The organism is Pseudomonas atagonensis (assembly GCF_011369485.1).
In the GTDB taxonomy this organism is placed as follows: domain Bacteria; phylum Pseudomonadota; class Gammaproteobacteria; order Pseudomonadales; family Pseudomonadaceae; genus Aquipseudomonas; species Aquipseudomonas atagonensis.
Window position 1 is genome coordinate 17,142 of the sequence record NZ_VXCA01000014.1, and the last position, 13,464, is coordinate 30,605.

Sequence of the window (13,464 nt, forward strand, 5' to 3'; positions counted from 1 at the left end):
TTATTTTTCCTCCAGTAGATGAGTATTGAACTCGTTGCGCAGGGCGTCGATGCCTTCCAGGCGATCGGCCAGATCTTCAGTGCGCAGGGTCAGGCAGGCGATCAGCGCTTCGACTTGCGCGAGCGCCGGCACCATGGTGTCGAAGGGCGAGGCTGATTCCACCGGTGAGCTGATGATCACGTCGGCCAGCTCACGCAGCGGCGAGGCATAGATGTCGGTAAACAGCACCACCCGCGCATTGTGGTTCTTCGCTGCCGTGGCGACGCGCAGGGCCTGGGTCTGGTAGCGCCGGTAATCAAACACCAGCACCACATCCTGACGTTGCAGGTCGAACAGGCGATCCGGCAACTGCGCGTTGTCTTCCAGGGCAAAGCAACCGGGGCGCAACAGGCGCAGGTGATTGAGCAAGTAGGTCGACAGCAGACTGCTGAACCGGCCGCCGAAGCAATACACCTGATGGCGTCCATCCAGCAGCCAGTCCGCGAGGATGCGCACGTCTTCCGGTTGCGTCAGTGATTGGGTTTCGACCAGCAGGCGATGGCTGTCGCCCAGATAATGGCTCCAGGCGTCGTCCTTGTTTTGTTGTGCGCGGGGTTGTAACAGCGTGCGCGGCGAGCGCAGGCGATGATCCATGTCACTGAGGAGGGCGTCCTGGAATTCGGCATAGCCGCCGAATCCGAGTTTCTTCACCAGCCGCACGATGGTCGGGTCGCTGACCCCAGCATGTTCGGCCAGACGCGCCATCGGTCCCAGCCCGTTACGCGGGTACTGATCAAGCAAGGCGCGAACGACTTTGCGCTCCGACGGCGTAAGATCCAGGCCGGGATCGGTGATCAGGTCTCTGAGAGGGGGCATCCGGGCTCCTGCTGGATGGGGGTGTCGAATTCGCTTCACAATCCGTTAAAACAGTATTTATGTAACTGACGCTACATGTCTAGTGAATTTTTGTGAGTGCCGGGAAAGCCCCAAAATGGCGCAGAACACCCGTGTAACAAGGGCTATACGCGCGGCGAGTGAGCTTGTAGTCCATTGCCTGCAAGCGTGTCAGATATCGCCGTTTTGTCCTACATTCGGCAGTGCGGGGTAGTGCTCGCTGCTGCCTTGAAACGCCCGTTTTACGGCACAATGACTGGAAACCCATGCCCCGTTAAATCCGATTAGAAAAAGTGAATGCCTGTGCAAACCACCCGATTGACATTGTTTTGCCATGCTCGAACCGTCGCACAAAAATTGGCGTGCTTTCCTACAGATGAGCCTGTTGAAGAGAGCAGTTTGGCGTCTGACAGACCGATTGTTCGATTCAACGCCGAACGCCGTCTGCTTTGCGGCCCCGAATTGCGCACACGGCAGACGGCCGAGTGGTTGGGGACCGATGCACAGGTTGATTTGGCATTGCGCGATTGTGACTGGGGGCAGTGGCACGGAAAGTCGATCAAGGCGCTGCAACAAACGGATGCCGAAGCCCTGCAAGCCTGGTTGAAGGATCCGCAAGCTGCCCCGCACGGTGGCGAATCAGTCAGTCAATTAACTGCTCGAGTCGCGGCATGGCTCTACGGTTTACAAGCTACGCCGGGGCATGTTGTGGCCGTCACCCATCCGTTTGTCATCCGCGCCGCGCTGATGCATGTGGTGCAAGGCGCCGGTTTCAATGTCATCGACATCGAGCCGCTGGCGACGCTCGAATTATGCTTCAACGGTGTCTGGCGGCTGCGCTTGCCCGGCATCGATCCTCAAGGAGTTCTTAGATGAAACGATTGCTGGTCATCGGCATTGGCGCCGGCAACCCGGACTACATCACGATGCAAGCGGTCAAGGCGCTGAATCAGGTCGATGTGTTCTTCCTGATGGATAAGGGCCAGAGCAAGGACAAACTGATCGATCTGCGCCGGGAAATCTGCGAACGCTACATCACCGATCCTTCGTATCGTTTTGCCGAAGCTCACAGCCCGGAGCGCGATCGGGGCGATGTGGATTACCTCGCCAGCGTCGGTGATCTGAACCGCGCCAAGAAGCAGACCTTCGTCAGGCTGATCAATGACGAATTGGCTGACGGGCAATGCGGCGGTTTTCTGGTCTGGGGCGATCCGGCGTTGTACGACAGCACCGTGCGTATTTTGCAGGAGATTCTGGCGGCAGGGCTGTGTGCTTTCGAGTTTGAAGTGATCCCCGGCATTACCAGTGTTCAAGCCCTGGCGGCGCAACATAAGGTGCCGTTGAACACCATCGGCCGGTCAATCGAAATCACCACGGGTCGACGGCTGGCGGCGGGACAGGTCAGCGATACCGACAGCCTGGTGGTGATGCTCGATGCCGAAGATTCCTACCACCATGTGGCAGATCCGGAGACACGGATTTACTGGGGGGCGTACCTCGGCACGCCGGACGAGATACTGCTCAGCGGCAAACTCAAGGACGTGGCCGATGAGATTGAACGCGTGCGCAAAGCTGCCCGGCGTGAGCACGGCTGGATCATGGACACTTATCTATTGCGCAAACCCTGAGGATCAATCTGTCAGGCATTCCAGCAGGCGTTTCTGGAAGAAATGCCGTTTGTGGCCCAGCGGATAATCCTCAATCATTCCGCACTCGGTGAAACCGAGTTTTTTGTAGAACTCCGGCGCCTGGAAGGAAAACGTGTCGAGCCAGATGCCGACGCAATCCTTTTCCCGGGCCATCGCCTCGGCCTTCTCCATCAAATCCCGGCCGATGCCTTGACCACGACCCTGTTCCGGTACCGCCAGCAAATCAACGAACATCCAGCGGTAAAACGTGTGGCCATACAGGCCGCCGAGGATCGCGTCCTCGTCGTCTTGAATCAGCAGGGCGAATGGCTCCATAGACGAGGGTCCACCGTGGGCTCTGTTGTAGGCCCGCAGCGGCGCCACAATGGCCATGCGTTGTTCTTCCGTGGGGTTTGGCGACAGCTCGATGCGCAGGGCCATGTTGACCTCCTTGTTGGCAATGAACGGACAGCCTATCGCGCTGGCACCTTTGTTCCAACCCTCACCCGAAAAGCCGTTGGAACTGCCGCTCCCTCGCCACGGTCTAGCCTTTACAGCGCCATTTCAGAGCGTGGTTGATGAGGACAGCCCATGAACATTTTCGAAGCCCTTCGCGAAAGCCACGACCGTCAGCGTAGCTATGCCAAAAGCCTGATCGAAACCAGCGGTGACACGCCGGAACGGGTTGAGGCCTATAAACAGCTGAAAGCCGAACTGCAGGCCCATGAAACCGCCGAAGAACGGCACTTCTATATTCCGCTGATGGAGTTCGACAACGGCGTCGACCTGAGCCGGCACGCGATCTCCGAGCACCATGAAATGGACGAGATGATGGAGGAACTGGACGAGACCGAGATGTCCAGTCCGGCGTGGCTGGCGACCGCGAAAAAACTCTCGGAAAAGGTGCATCACCACCTCAAGGAGGAAGAACAGAAGTTCTTCCAGATGGCCGGCAAATTGCTCAATGAAAAGCAGAAAGAGCAGCTCGCCGGGGAGTATGAAAAGGAGTTCAAGGCACAGTTGCCCTGATGCCTGAATGCAGGTGTTCGTAACATTGACGTGTACGAATTTGGCTACACGTCAGGTACGACTCATCACAATGCACTGTGTTTATATCCAGTATTTTCGCTGTTTTGCCGATCACTGCCGTGAAAGCTGCGACAAAAGCGCCGATGGACAAAAAATCGCGCTCCGTTAGCTTGAAGGCCTCTCCTCGGACAGGAGAGTTCTTAAATCAACGGAGTGAAAAACATGAATCAACCACAAGCTCAAACCCAACTGCGACACGGTCGCGTTGTCTCCCCGGCCAGCCGCGGTGCAGTGGCCATCGAGCAAGGATTGCTCGGTGCCTGGCAGGTCAATGAAATGGAAGGGGGCAAGAACTTCCCGGCGCTGACTGCCGGGCCTTTCCCTGCGCCTTATGGCACTGACTCTGACAGCGTCACGCCACCGGCCGACGGATTCATCCTCAGCGGCGGCAAGACGGATGCCCGTGACTGTGTGAACTTCACCAACGATGAAATGAGCAAAAAACTCGGCCGCCCGTTCAGCTGGCCGTTGCTCAACGTCACCCCGGGGCAGACCCTGGAAATTAAATGGGAATACACCGCGCCACACACCACCCGCGGTTACCGCTGGCTGATCACCAAGGATGGCTGGGACCCGAAACAACGCATCAGCCGCGCGCAACTGGAGGCTGTGCCGTTTTCCGAGGATTTCTACACGCAGGTGCCTTACTACAGCCATCCCAATGAGCTGAAAGCCAAGGTCAACCACGCGGTGAAATTGCCGGCCAACAAGCACGGGCAACACGTCATTGTGCTGATGTGGATCGTCGCCAATACCGGCAACGCCTTCTATCAGGCATTCGATGTCGACTTCAAATAACGGCGCAACGTCGTCAAACCCACAGGTTCTGAAGGATTAGAACATGTCAAATATCGACTTTTCATTGATGCAAAACCCGGTCAGCGATGCGGCATCTTTGATGCCGAGTATCGCCGGCAAGAAGATCCTCATGGGCTTCTGGCACAACTGGCCGGCGGGACCGAGTGACGGTTATCGTCAGGGTCGTTTTGCCAGCCTTTCGCTGGAAGAGGTGCCCAAGGATTACAACGTGGTCGCGGTGGCCTTCATGAAGGGCAGCGGGATTCCGACCTTCAAACCGTACAACGTCTCTGACGCCGAGTTCCGTCGTCAGGTCGGCGTGCTCAACAGTCAGGGGCGGGCGGTGCTGATTTCCCTGGGTGGCGCCGATGCGCACATCGAGTTGCGCGCCGGTCAGGAACAAGCGCTGGCCAATGAAATCATCCGGCTGGTGGAAACCTACGGCTTCGATGGACTGGATATCGACCTTGAACAGAGCGCGATTGATTTCGCTGCCAACAAGACCGTCCTGCCGGCCGCACTGAAACTGGTCAAGGATCACTACGCAGGCCAGGGCAAGCATTTCATCATCAGCATGGCCCCGGAGTTTCCCTACCTGACCACCAACGGCAAATACGTTGGTTACCTGCAGGCACTGGAAGGCTACTACGACTTCATCGCGCCGCAGTTCTACAACCAGGGTGGTGACGGCGTCTGGGTGCCCGAGGCCAACAATGGCGCCGGTGCGTGGATCGCGCAGAACAATGACACGCTGAAAGAGGACTTCCTCTATTACCTGACTGAAAGTCTGGTGACCGGTACTCGCGGGTTCACGAAGATCCCTGCGGACAAGTTCGTCATCGGCCTTCCAGCCAACGTCGAAGCGGCGGCCACCGGTTATGTAATTGACAAAAACGTGGTCGGCAATGCAATGAAACGCCTGGCGGTCAAAGGTCACCCGATCAAGGGGCTGATGACCTGGTCGGTAAACTGGGACAACGGCACCAGCAAGGATCGTGTGCCCTACAACTGGGAGTTCAGTCGGCGTTATGGGGCGTTGATCAATGGCTTGGCGGCTCCGCAGGAGCCTGATGTCGCAATGGCCGACATGGCCCGTCAGCAGTAAACGCATGAAAAAGCCCGGTAGCGCTGCCGGGCTTTTTTTCGCCTAACATGGGGCTTTCCGATTTCCAATGAGGTTCAAGCGTCATGCCCAACACCGCTGAGCGGATCAACATCGTCGACACTCAAGTGTTGTCCCACGACTGGTATCTGCTGAAGAAAATCACCTTCGACTACCTGCGTAACAACGGTGAATGGCAACGCCAGACCCGCGAGGTTTACGACCGTGGCAATGGTGCGGCAATTCTGTTGTTCAACCGCGAAAAACGCACAGTAGTATTGACTCGCCAGTTCCGTCTGCCGGTGTTCGTCAACGGTCACGACGGGTTGCTGATCGAGGTTGCCGCCGGGTTGCTGGAAGGTGCAGCGCCAGAGCAACGCATCCGCGATGAGGCGGAGGAGGAAACCGGTTATCGCGTACATGACGTGAAAAAAGTCTTCGAGGCGTACATGAGCCCGGGGTCGGTCACCGAGAAACTGCACTTCTTTGTCGCCGAGTACGACGCGACTTCGAAGGTCAGCGACGGTGGTGGCCTTGAGGAGGAAACCGAAGAGCTTGAAGTGCTGGAGTGGCCTTTCGACGAGGCAATGGCAGCGTTCCAGCGAGGTGAAATCTGCGATGCCAAGACCATCATGCTGTTGCAATATGCGGCGATGAATAACTTCTTCGGCGCTTAAAACAGATCACCGGTTTTGCCGATGCCTGACCACTGCCCACCTTCCAGAGCCAGCAACCGCTCTTTCGCCTCCAGGCCTCCGGCAAACCCGGTCAGTTTTCCCGAGGCACCGATCACCCGGTGACAGGGCGCGATGATCGAAATCGGGTTTCTTCCGTTCGCCGCGCCGACGGCACGTACGGCGCTGGGGTGACCGATCTGCTGCGCAATCTGGCTGTAGGTGCGGGTTTCGCCAAACGGGATGGTCAGCAATGCGGTCCAGACCTTTTTCTGGAACTCGGTGCCGGCGAAGTCCAGCTCCAGATCGAACGCACTTCGCGTTCCGGCAAAATATTCTTCCAGTTGTCGCGCGGTTTTCATTAACACCGGGTTGTCCGGTGCTTCGGTCATGGGCCCGAGGCGCACCCGGTTCGGTTTGTCGTTTTCCCAGAGGATGGCGACGAGTCGTGAAACGTTCGCGACCAGCTTCAACTCGCCGACGGGCGAGGGCAAGGTGATGAACGTGTAGGCCATGGGGAAAACTCCGGATCGGGTCGGCAACAGCGGCCAGCATACTGCCGGATCGGGGAGGCGCAAACCGCAATCGCGACCATACTGGCTGATGCTCTTGAAGCGCTTTCCTACCTTATAAAAAGAAGAGACCGACTCATGAAGTACGAACCTTTGGCCAAATCGCTGATAGCGACCTCACTGGCACTCAGCTGTCTCATGGCTCACGCGGCTTCGGTGGCCCCGGTTGCCGCCGAAAACGGCATGGTCGTCACCGCCCAGCATCTGGCCACGCACGTGGGCGTCGATGTGTTGAAAAACGGTGGCAACGCGGTGGATGCGGCGGTCGCGGTTGGTTACGCGCTGGCGGTGGTTTATCCCGCGGCGGGCAACCTGGGCGGTGGCGGTTTCATGACCATTCAACTGGCCGACGGGCGTAAGACGTTCCTCGACTTCCGTGAAAAAGCGCCGCTGGCCGCAACGGCCAACATGTACCTCGACAAGGAAGGCAATGTCATTCCCGACCTGAGTACGCGCGGGCACCTCGCGGTTGGCGTTCCGGGCACCGTGTCCGGCATGGAGCTGGCGCTGAGCAAGTACGGCACCAAACCGCGCAAGGACATGATCGCTCCGGCGATCAAACTGGCGGAAGACGGTTTTGAACTACAGCAGGGCGATGTCGAACTGCTGGAATACGCCACCGACGTGTTCAAGAAGGACATCAAGGATTCCGGCTCGATCTTCCTCCACAACGGCGAACCGATGCAGGTCGGGCAGAAACTGGTGCAGAAAGACCTGGGCAAAACCCTGCGAACCATTTCCGAGAAAGGTGCCGACGGCTTCTATAAAGGTTGGGTCGCCGACGCCATTGTCACCTCCAGTCAGGCCAACAAGGGCATCATTACCCAAGCCGATCTCGACAAATACAAGACTCGCGAACTGGCCCCGGTGGAGTGCGACTATCGTGGCTACCACGTGGTCTCGGCGCCACCGCCAAGCTCGGGCGGGGTGGTGATCTGCCAGATCATGAACATCCTCGAAGGCTATCCGATGAAGGATCTGGGCTTCCATTCGGCTCAGGGCATGCACTACCAGATCGAAGCGATGCGCCACGCCTACGTGGATCGAAACAGCTATCTCGGCGATCCGGATTTCGTCAAAAACCCCATTGAGCACCTGCTGGACAAGGACTACGCGACCAAACTGCGTAATGCCATCCAGCCGCAGAAGGCCGGTGTGTCTGCCGAGTTGAAACCCGGCGTGGCGCCCCATGAAGGTAGCAACACCACGCACTATTCGATCGTCGACAAGTGGGGCAACGCGGTCTCGGTCACCTACACCCTCAATGACTGGTTCGGCGCGGGTGTGATGGCGAGCAAGACCGGGGTGATTCTCAACGATGAAATGGACGACTTCACCTCCAAGGTCGGCGTGCCGAACATGTACGGTCTGGTGCAGGGCGAAGCCAACGCCATCGCCCCGGGCAAGGCGCCGCTGTCGTCGATGAGCCCGACCATTGTCACCAAGGACGGCAAAGTGGTGATGGTGGTCGGCACGCCGGGCGGCAGCCGAATCATCACCGCAACCTTGCTGACCATGCTCAATGTCATTGACTACGGCATGGGCTTGCAGGAAGCGGTCGACGCACCGCGCTTCCACCAACAGTGGATGCCGGAGGAAACCAACCTCGAAGACTTCGCCGCCAGTCCCGACACGAAGAAAATCCTCGAGAGCTGGGGCCACAAGTTCGCCGGGCCACAGGACCCTAACCATATTGCCGCGATCCTGGTTGGCGCACCGTCGCTGGGCGGGAAACCGGTCGGCAAAAACCGCTTCTACGGGGCCAACGATCCACGGCGCAACACCGGGTTGTCATTGGGTTACTGAGCAGCGTAAAAAAGGGGCGGGCTAGCGTCCGCCCCTGTCTCAAGTATTGATCAAGGAAGGCTCATCATGACCACCGCATTACTGATCATCGACGTCCAGCGCGCTCTGTGCTCAGGCGAATACCAGTGCCACGACATCCATCATGTGATCGACACCATCAACAACCTCAGTTCCCGCGCACGCAAGGCCGGGGTGCCGGTGGTGCTGATTCAGCATGAAGAAATGGACAGTCCGCTGGCCCATGGTGCCGATGGCTGGCAACTGGCCGAGGGACTTGAAACCTCCCCGCAAGATTTACGCGTGCGCAAAACCACCCCGGATTCTTTCTACCAGACTGACTTGCGCAAATTGCTGCCGAGCGAAGACTTCGACCGTCTGGTGATCTGCGGCCTGCAAACCGATTACTGCGTCAACGCCACCGTGCGCCAGGCTCATCAACTCGGTTACGACGTGCAACTGGCGGCCGACGCACACTCCACCGTCGACAACGGCAACATGAGCGCCGAAGACATCATCGCCGAACACAACAAGGATCTGGCGCACCTGACCGGTTCGGTGGCGCGGATCGATGTCAAACCTGCCACAGAGATTGAGTTCTGACCCCGATTTCCCACAGTGCCAGGTGGCGTGGCTAAAAGCTGAGTTCATCGAGGATTTCTGACGGTGGCGCTGGCATACTGCGCGCCGCCCGAAGAATGGAATCTCTCGATGTTGTCTTTCAGATCCTGCCACGCTGTGTTGTTGGCATCTCTCGTGTTCACATCGCTCACCCACGCCAGCAGTTTCGATTGCGCCAGTGCCTCGAGCAAAACCGAAAAAGCCATTTGTGCCGATCCGTATCTGTCGCAACTCGATGTGCAACTCGCCGAGCGTTGGCGTTCGACGCTGGCCAATGTTCCCGAACCAAAGGCGCTCAAAACCGATCAGCGACAATGGCTGAAAGCGCGTAACGCGTGTGGCGCGCTGACGGCCTGTTTGCGCCGCGAGTATCTGATGCGTCTGGCCGAACTGGAACACGCCACTCAGCCATTCAGTTGGGATGCGACCTGGCAGCTTATTCCTCCCGGGACATCGACGGCCGCCACCGTAACCACCCATCGCCGCGATGCTACGCACATCACGTTCGATATCACGGCGGCAGAGGGGGCCAACTCTGGAGAGCTTGATGGTGTCGCCAAACTCAAGAACGGCGAAGCGCATTACGTGTCCGGGGAGTGCGCGTTGAGTTTCACCCCGCTCAACGGCGTGTTGAATCTCTCGCAAGCCGGTGCGGATGCCGATTGCAGTGCCGGAATGGGCGTGTATTACGGCGGCACCTATGTCGCTTCGGAGCAACCGCTGACGCTGGATTACGACATGCTCAGCCTGGGGCTGGCGCGAACCCCTGAAGAAAATCAAACCCTGAAGGCATTGCTCAAGGACGATTATCAGAAGCTGGTACAGCTCTCCGGCAACTTGCAGATCGGTGACCCTTCAAGCGACGTTCCCGATAGTCAGGTCGTGGAGATGTGGATGCGTGGCCTGGGGGGCACCGGCATCCTGATGAGCACTGCCGACCAGCACTTCTGGGTCATCTTGCTGACTTACGATGCGCACGGTCAGGAGCGAATGCGCTATTACACCAACGCTGCGCAGTGGAAGGGACGTTTACCCGACGTTTTGCAAGCCTGGTACCAACGCATCAATGGCAATCGCGCGATAGCGTTGGACCACATCCCCTGACGCTGCGGCGAGGTGATTCAGCGAAGCGTCGCATCGCCCCGATGGGCTGACCGGCAGCCCCCAGATCCCTCAAGTCGCAAACAGAATCCCACGGATTTCCCCGGCCCGTGGCGCCATCACCACACCCTCCAGCACCATTCGCGTAATCGTCTGCGCCGCAGTCTGATAATCCTCATCCAGCGGAATCTCGCGTTCCATGATCCGGCCCATCTGCCAGCCGATATTGGTGTAGGTGCGCGTCGCCGACCAAATGAACAGCATCAAATGCTCCGGGTCCACTGGCGCCAGCAAACCCCGCTCGATCCAGCTGCGCAGGCAGTCGACGTTACGCCGCGCTTCGGCGTGCAACAGGTCGCGGCACTCGTCGGGCAACTGCCGTCCGCCGAGCAGCAGCTCGCCACTGAACACCTTGGCAATCGCTGGATGCTCGCGGGCGATGCGAATCCGCGCCGCGACATAGGCACGCAAGCCAATCAGCGGATCATCGCTTTCGCGCAGCACCGCCGAAGCTTCCAGCAGCGGTTCGACAAAACCCAGCAGCACCTTGCCGTAGAGGTTTTCCTTGGTCTGGAAGTAGTAATACAGATTTGCCTTGGGCACCCCGGCGCGGGCGGCGATGTCGCGGGTCTGGGTGGCATCGAAGCCGTTGGCGGCGAATTCTTCGCTGGCAGCGGCGAGGATCAACTGCTCATTGCGGACGCGGATGGCGCTCATGGAAACACGGAATGGCTGGACGGCATGGAAAGGTTCTGACAATTTCGGTTTCGCAATATACAAAACTATATAGCGGTGAATCCAGTCTGTTCGACGGACAGCGCTATGCTGCTTGCATCCTTGATCTGAAACGGAGAGCAAATATGACGATTCAGGCGCGGCGGGCGCGCATGGAACAAGTGGACGCGGTCGCGCCGCTGTTCGATGCCTACCGACAGTTCTACAAGCAGCCGTCGAACTTTGAGCAATCGCGAGCCTTCATCGCCGAGCGCATCGAACGCGACGAATCGGCGATTTTTCTCGCTGAGGATGAGCAGGGCAGTGCGCTGGGATTCGTGCAGTTGTACCCGACGTTCTCGTCGATCGATGCCCACCGCACCTGGCTGCTCAGCGATCTGTTCACTACGCCCCAGGCTCGTGGTCGTGGCGTCGGGCGCCTGTTAATGAACGCCGCGCGCGACTTCGCCCTGGAAACAGGCGCCAAAGGCCTGGTCCTCGAAACGGCAACCGACAACTTCACCGCGCAGCGTTTGTACGAATCGTTGGGATATATACGAGACACGGGGTACTACACCTACCTGCTCGACTTGAGTCAGGGCTGAGCAATTTTTTTCCGGTTTTTCCCGAATCGGCCTTTCCCAAGGCGAGCACTGTCTCTAGAATCCGCCCGGCTTCCGCAGTGGAGGCGCATTGCCATCATCTGGCGTTGTTCAAATAGGGACGGACATCATGCAATTCGGGAAAATCCTGGCGCTGGGCCTGGTACTTACGCTGGGCGGTTGTGCCAGCTTCACCAAAGACGAAGTGGCGCCGGTGACGATGCCGTCGATGGCCAGCTACGCCAACAAGCCGAACGTCTACGTCGATTTCGACTTCTATCAGGGCGAGCCGAAAAGCGCTTCGGCCGTAGAGGTGCCGCAGGCACGTGACCAGCTCAAGCCTGAGCTGCAAAAGATTCTGACTGATTCCGGCCTGTTCGGCCGTGTCACGCTGGACGAGTTCCAGAAGCAACCGGGCGACTACAGCCTGCGTCTGAAAATGTACAACCATCCGCCGAATGCCGGTTCGATGGTGCTGGGCTTCATCAGTGGTTTCAGCCTGGGGGTGATCCCGGCGTACGGCACCGATCAATACACCATGAGCCTGGAAGCCGTGGACGGCAAGGGCCAGGCCCTGACCACCGCGAGCAACCACGATGCGGTTGGTACCTGGGTCGGTATCTGGTTCATTCCGTTGATGGGCAACACCCCGAAGGCGGCCGTCAGCGACACGTTCGCCCGTCAGGTCAACGCGCTGCTCAAGCAAATGATCGACAACAACAACCTGAAGTACTCGGCACTCGACACCCGCACTCCACGGGCGTGATGCCAAAAAAAAGAGCCGCAAATTGCGGCTCTTTTTTTCGCCCTTACTTCAGGGCCTGGATGAACTGAGGATCGCTGTACAACTCTTTCAGCAAATCGCGCAGCATCGGGTTGTAGGCGTTGACCGCATTCGGAATCGCAATGAAACCGAAGAAGCTGCTGCTCCACTGGCTGCTGACATTCTTGGTCGCGTCGTAGACAACGTTCTGGCCGTTGAGCAGGGTGAAACGTGCCGCGAGTTGGCCATCGCCTGTACCCATGCCGGCCGACAGTTCGTTTTTCACCACCAGCACTTTCAGCTGACGCTGGGCTTGTGGATCCAGCAAACCGGCCTTGCGCAGCTCTTCGGTGATGGCGTCCTGAATGTGCGCCGGGATGCTGCCGGACGGCGAGCGCACCGGGTTGGCCCGAACCACCAGCGAACCTTCGCCGCTTTCGGCAGTGACCTGAGGATTGCTGATCGCGTGCAACGGCGGGGTCTGCTTGAGCTTCTGGACGTTTTCGTAGCTCGGCTCGTAGCGGGTCATGGTCATGCCACAACCTTGCAGCAACACCGCCAACATCGGGATCAACAACAGAGACTTCTTCACGGCAGTTCCTTGCGTGGGAATAGAGAGGGCGCGAATTATGGGCAGAGTGCCACCATCGAGCAACCGTGTTTACTCTCGCGCAGGCAACATTTATTGAAGGACAGCGATCAGCCGCGCTCACCCAGCAATTTTTCGATCTGCGCCAGCTCCCAAGTGCTGAGCAAACTCACCGGATCAGTGCCGTAACGCTGCCAGGTCTGCAGCGCACCTTCACGGCCATCGCCGTCACGTGCACATTCACAGTGATGCAACCGTTGACCTTCAAAACCCAGCAACAGGTGCCAGCCTTCGATATTGACTGCAACCAGCCCGGCCTCGGCCGACGTCTCGCACACCTCGAACGCAAGCACCCCGAGCGCCGCTTCACGCAGTCGCTGGCACACTTCGCGGGCGGTCAGAAAAGACGACATGTTCAGACTCGATAAAGAAGAAGCGCGCCAGCATAAGGCGTGACGCGACAAGTGTCAGCGATCGCTGGCCCGATCCCGGACAATTCCGTAACATCCGCCTCCCGCTTTTTCTACCGCACTTT

The 13,464-nt window shown here is 58.4% G+C and carries 16 protein-coding genes and 1 pseudogene; 11 read left to right on the top strand and 6 right to left on the bottom strand.

Going from position 1 to position 13,464, the window contains the following annotated elements:
- The gene (locus tag F2P67_RS10445) at positions 1–855 is read right to left on the bottom strand and encodes a MurR/RpiR family transcriptional regulator (protein ID WP_166220036.1); all 855 of its coding nucleotides are present in this window, start codon (positions 853–855) and stop codon (positions 1–3) included.
- Positions 856–1,176: 321 nt separating this feature from the next.
- On the opposite strand from F2P67_RS10445, the gene F2P67_RS10450 reads away from it, so the two are divergent.
- Positions 1,177–1,749 carry a histidine phosphatase family protein gene (locus F2P67_RS10450; protein ID WP_166220213.1) on the top strand — a complete coding sequence of 191 codons (573 nt, stop codon included), beginning with the start codon at positions 1,177–1,179 and terminating at the stop codon, positions 1,747–1,749.
- On the top strand, positions 1,746–2,501 hold the full coding sequence (gene cobF, locus F2P67_RS10455; RefSeq protein WP_166220038.1) for a precorrin-6A synthase (deacetylating): 756 nt from the start codon (positions 1,746–1,748) through the stop codon (positions 2,499–2,501). The genes F2P67_RS10450 and cobF overlap by 4 nt, the downstream gene beginning before the upstream one ends.
- Positions 2,502–2,504: 3 nt before the next feature.
- Here cobF and F2P67_RS10460 read toward each other — a convergent pair whose 3' ends face one another.
- Positions 2,505–2,942 carry a GNAT family N-acetyltransferase gene (locus F2P67_RS10460; RefSeq protein ID WP_166220040.1) on the bottom strand — a complete coding sequence of 146 codons (438 nt, stop codon included), beginning with the start codon at positions 2,940–2,942 and terminating at the stop codon, positions 2,505–2,507.
- 150 nt (positions 2,943–3,092) lie between these two features.
- Between F2P67_RS10460 and F2P67_RS10465 the strand changes: the two genes are divergently transcribed.
- The 4 genes and pseudogenes from F2P67_RS10465 to F2P67_RS10480 all read left to right on the top strand — a co-directional run bounded on the left by F2P67_RS10465 (position 3,093) and on the right by F2P67_RS10480 (position 6,167).
- Positions 3,093–3,530 carry a hemerythrin domain-containing protein gene (locus F2P67_RS10465; protein ID WP_166220042.1) on the top strand — a complete coding sequence of 146 codons (438 nt, stop codon included), beginning with the start codon at positions 3,093–3,095 and terminating at the stop codon, positions 3,528–3,530.
- A gap of 222 nt (positions 3,531–3,752) precedes the next feature.
- Positions 3,753–4,388 (top strand): lytic polysaccharide monooxygenase auxiliary activity family 9 protein, encoded by a 636-nt coding sequence (locus F2P67_RS10470; RefSeq protein ID WP_166220044.1) that lies wholly within the window; start codon positions 3,753–3,755, stop codon positions 4,386–4,388.
- A gap of 43 nt (positions 4,389–4,431) precedes the next feature.
- Positions 4,432–5,457 (top strand): annotated as a pseudogene (locus F2P67_RS10475) (chitinase); the annotation flags it as partial.
- A 119-nt stretch (positions 5,458–5,576) separates the two neighbouring features.
- Positions 5,577–6,167 (top strand): NUDIX domain-containing protein, encoded by a 591-nt coding sequence (locus tag F2P67_RS10480; RefSeq protein ID WP_166220048.1) that lies wholly within the window; start codon positions 5,577–5,579, stop codon positions 6,165–6,167.
- Here the strand turns inward: F2P67_RS10480 and F2P67_RS10485 are convergent.
- A complete protein-coding gene (locus F2P67_RS10485) occupies positions 6,164–6,679 on the bottom strand; it encodes a methylated-DNA--[protein]-cysteine S-methyltransferase (RefSeq protein ID WP_166220050.1) in 516 nt (171 codons plus the stop codon). The two genes, F2P67_RS10480 and F2P67_RS10485, sit on opposite strands and share 4 nt — an antisense overlap.
- Positions 6,680–6,814: 135 nt before the next feature.
- On the opposite strand from F2P67_RS10485, the gene ggt reads away from it, so the two are divergent.
- The 3 genes from ggt (at position 6,815) to F2P67_RS10500 (ending at position 10,264) form a co-directional block, all read left to right on the top strand.
- Positions 6,815–8,542, top strand: coding sequence for a gamma-glutamyltransferase (ggt, locus tag F2P67_RS10490; RefSeq protein ID WP_166220053.1), 1,728 nt, complete (start codon positions 6,815–6,817; stop codon positions 8,540–8,542).
- A 66-nt stretch (positions 8,543–8,608) separates the two neighbouring features.
- The gene (locus F2P67_RS10495) at positions 8,609–9,142 is read left to right on the top strand and encodes a cysteine hydrolase family protein (RefSeq protein ID WP_166220055.1); all 534 of its coding nucleotides are present in this window, start codon (positions 8,609–8,611) and stop codon (positions 9,140–9,142) included.
- 108 nt (positions 9,143–9,250) lie between these two features.
- Positions 9,251–10,264, top strand: coding sequence for a lysozyme inhibitor LprI family protein (locus tag F2P67_RS10500; protein ID WP_166220057.1), 1,014 nt, complete (start codon positions 9,251–9,253; stop codon positions 10,262–10,264).
- A 69-nt stretch (positions 10,265–10,333) separates the two neighbouring features.
- On the opposite strand, the gene F2P67_RS10505 is transcribed toward F2P67_RS10500, so the two are convergent.
- Positions 10,334–10,978 (bottom strand): TetR/AcrR family transcriptional regulator, encoded by a 645-nt coding sequence (locus tag F2P67_RS10505; RefSeq protein WP_166220059.1) that lies wholly within the window; start codon positions 10,976–10,978, stop codon positions 10,334–10,336.
- A gap of 143 nt (positions 10,979–11,121) precedes the next feature.
- Here F2P67_RS10505 and F2P67_RS10510 point away from each other — a divergent pair, with 143 nt between their 5' ends.
- Both F2P67_RS10510 and F2P67_RS10515 read left to right on the top strand, forming a co-directional pair.
- Entirely contained in the window at positions 11,122–11,580 is a 459-nt protein-coding gene (locus tag F2P67_RS10510; protein WP_166220061.1) for a GNAT family N-acetyltransferase, read from the top strand.
- 127 nt (positions 11,581–11,707) lie between these two features.
- Entirely contained in the window at positions 11,708–12,343 is a 636-nt protein-coding gene (locus F2P67_RS10515; protein WP_166220063.1) for a hypothetical protein, read from the top strand.
- Between the two features lie 43 nt (positions 12,344–12,386).
- Here F2P67_RS10515 and F2P67_RS10520 read toward each other — a convergent pair whose 3' ends face one another.
- A complete protein-coding gene (locus F2P67_RS10520; RefSeq protein ID WP_166220065.1) occupies positions 12,387–12,932 on the bottom strand; it encodes a hypothetical protein in 546 nt (181 codons plus the stop codon).
- A gap of 107 nt (positions 12,933–13,039) precedes the next feature.
- Complete coding sequence (locus tag F2P67_RS10525) at positions 13,040–13,342, bottom strand: DUF7693 family protein (protein WP_166220067.1); 303 nt, start codon at positions 13,340–13,342, stop codon at positions 13,040–13,042.
- Positions 13,343–13,464: the final 122 nt, after the last annotated feature.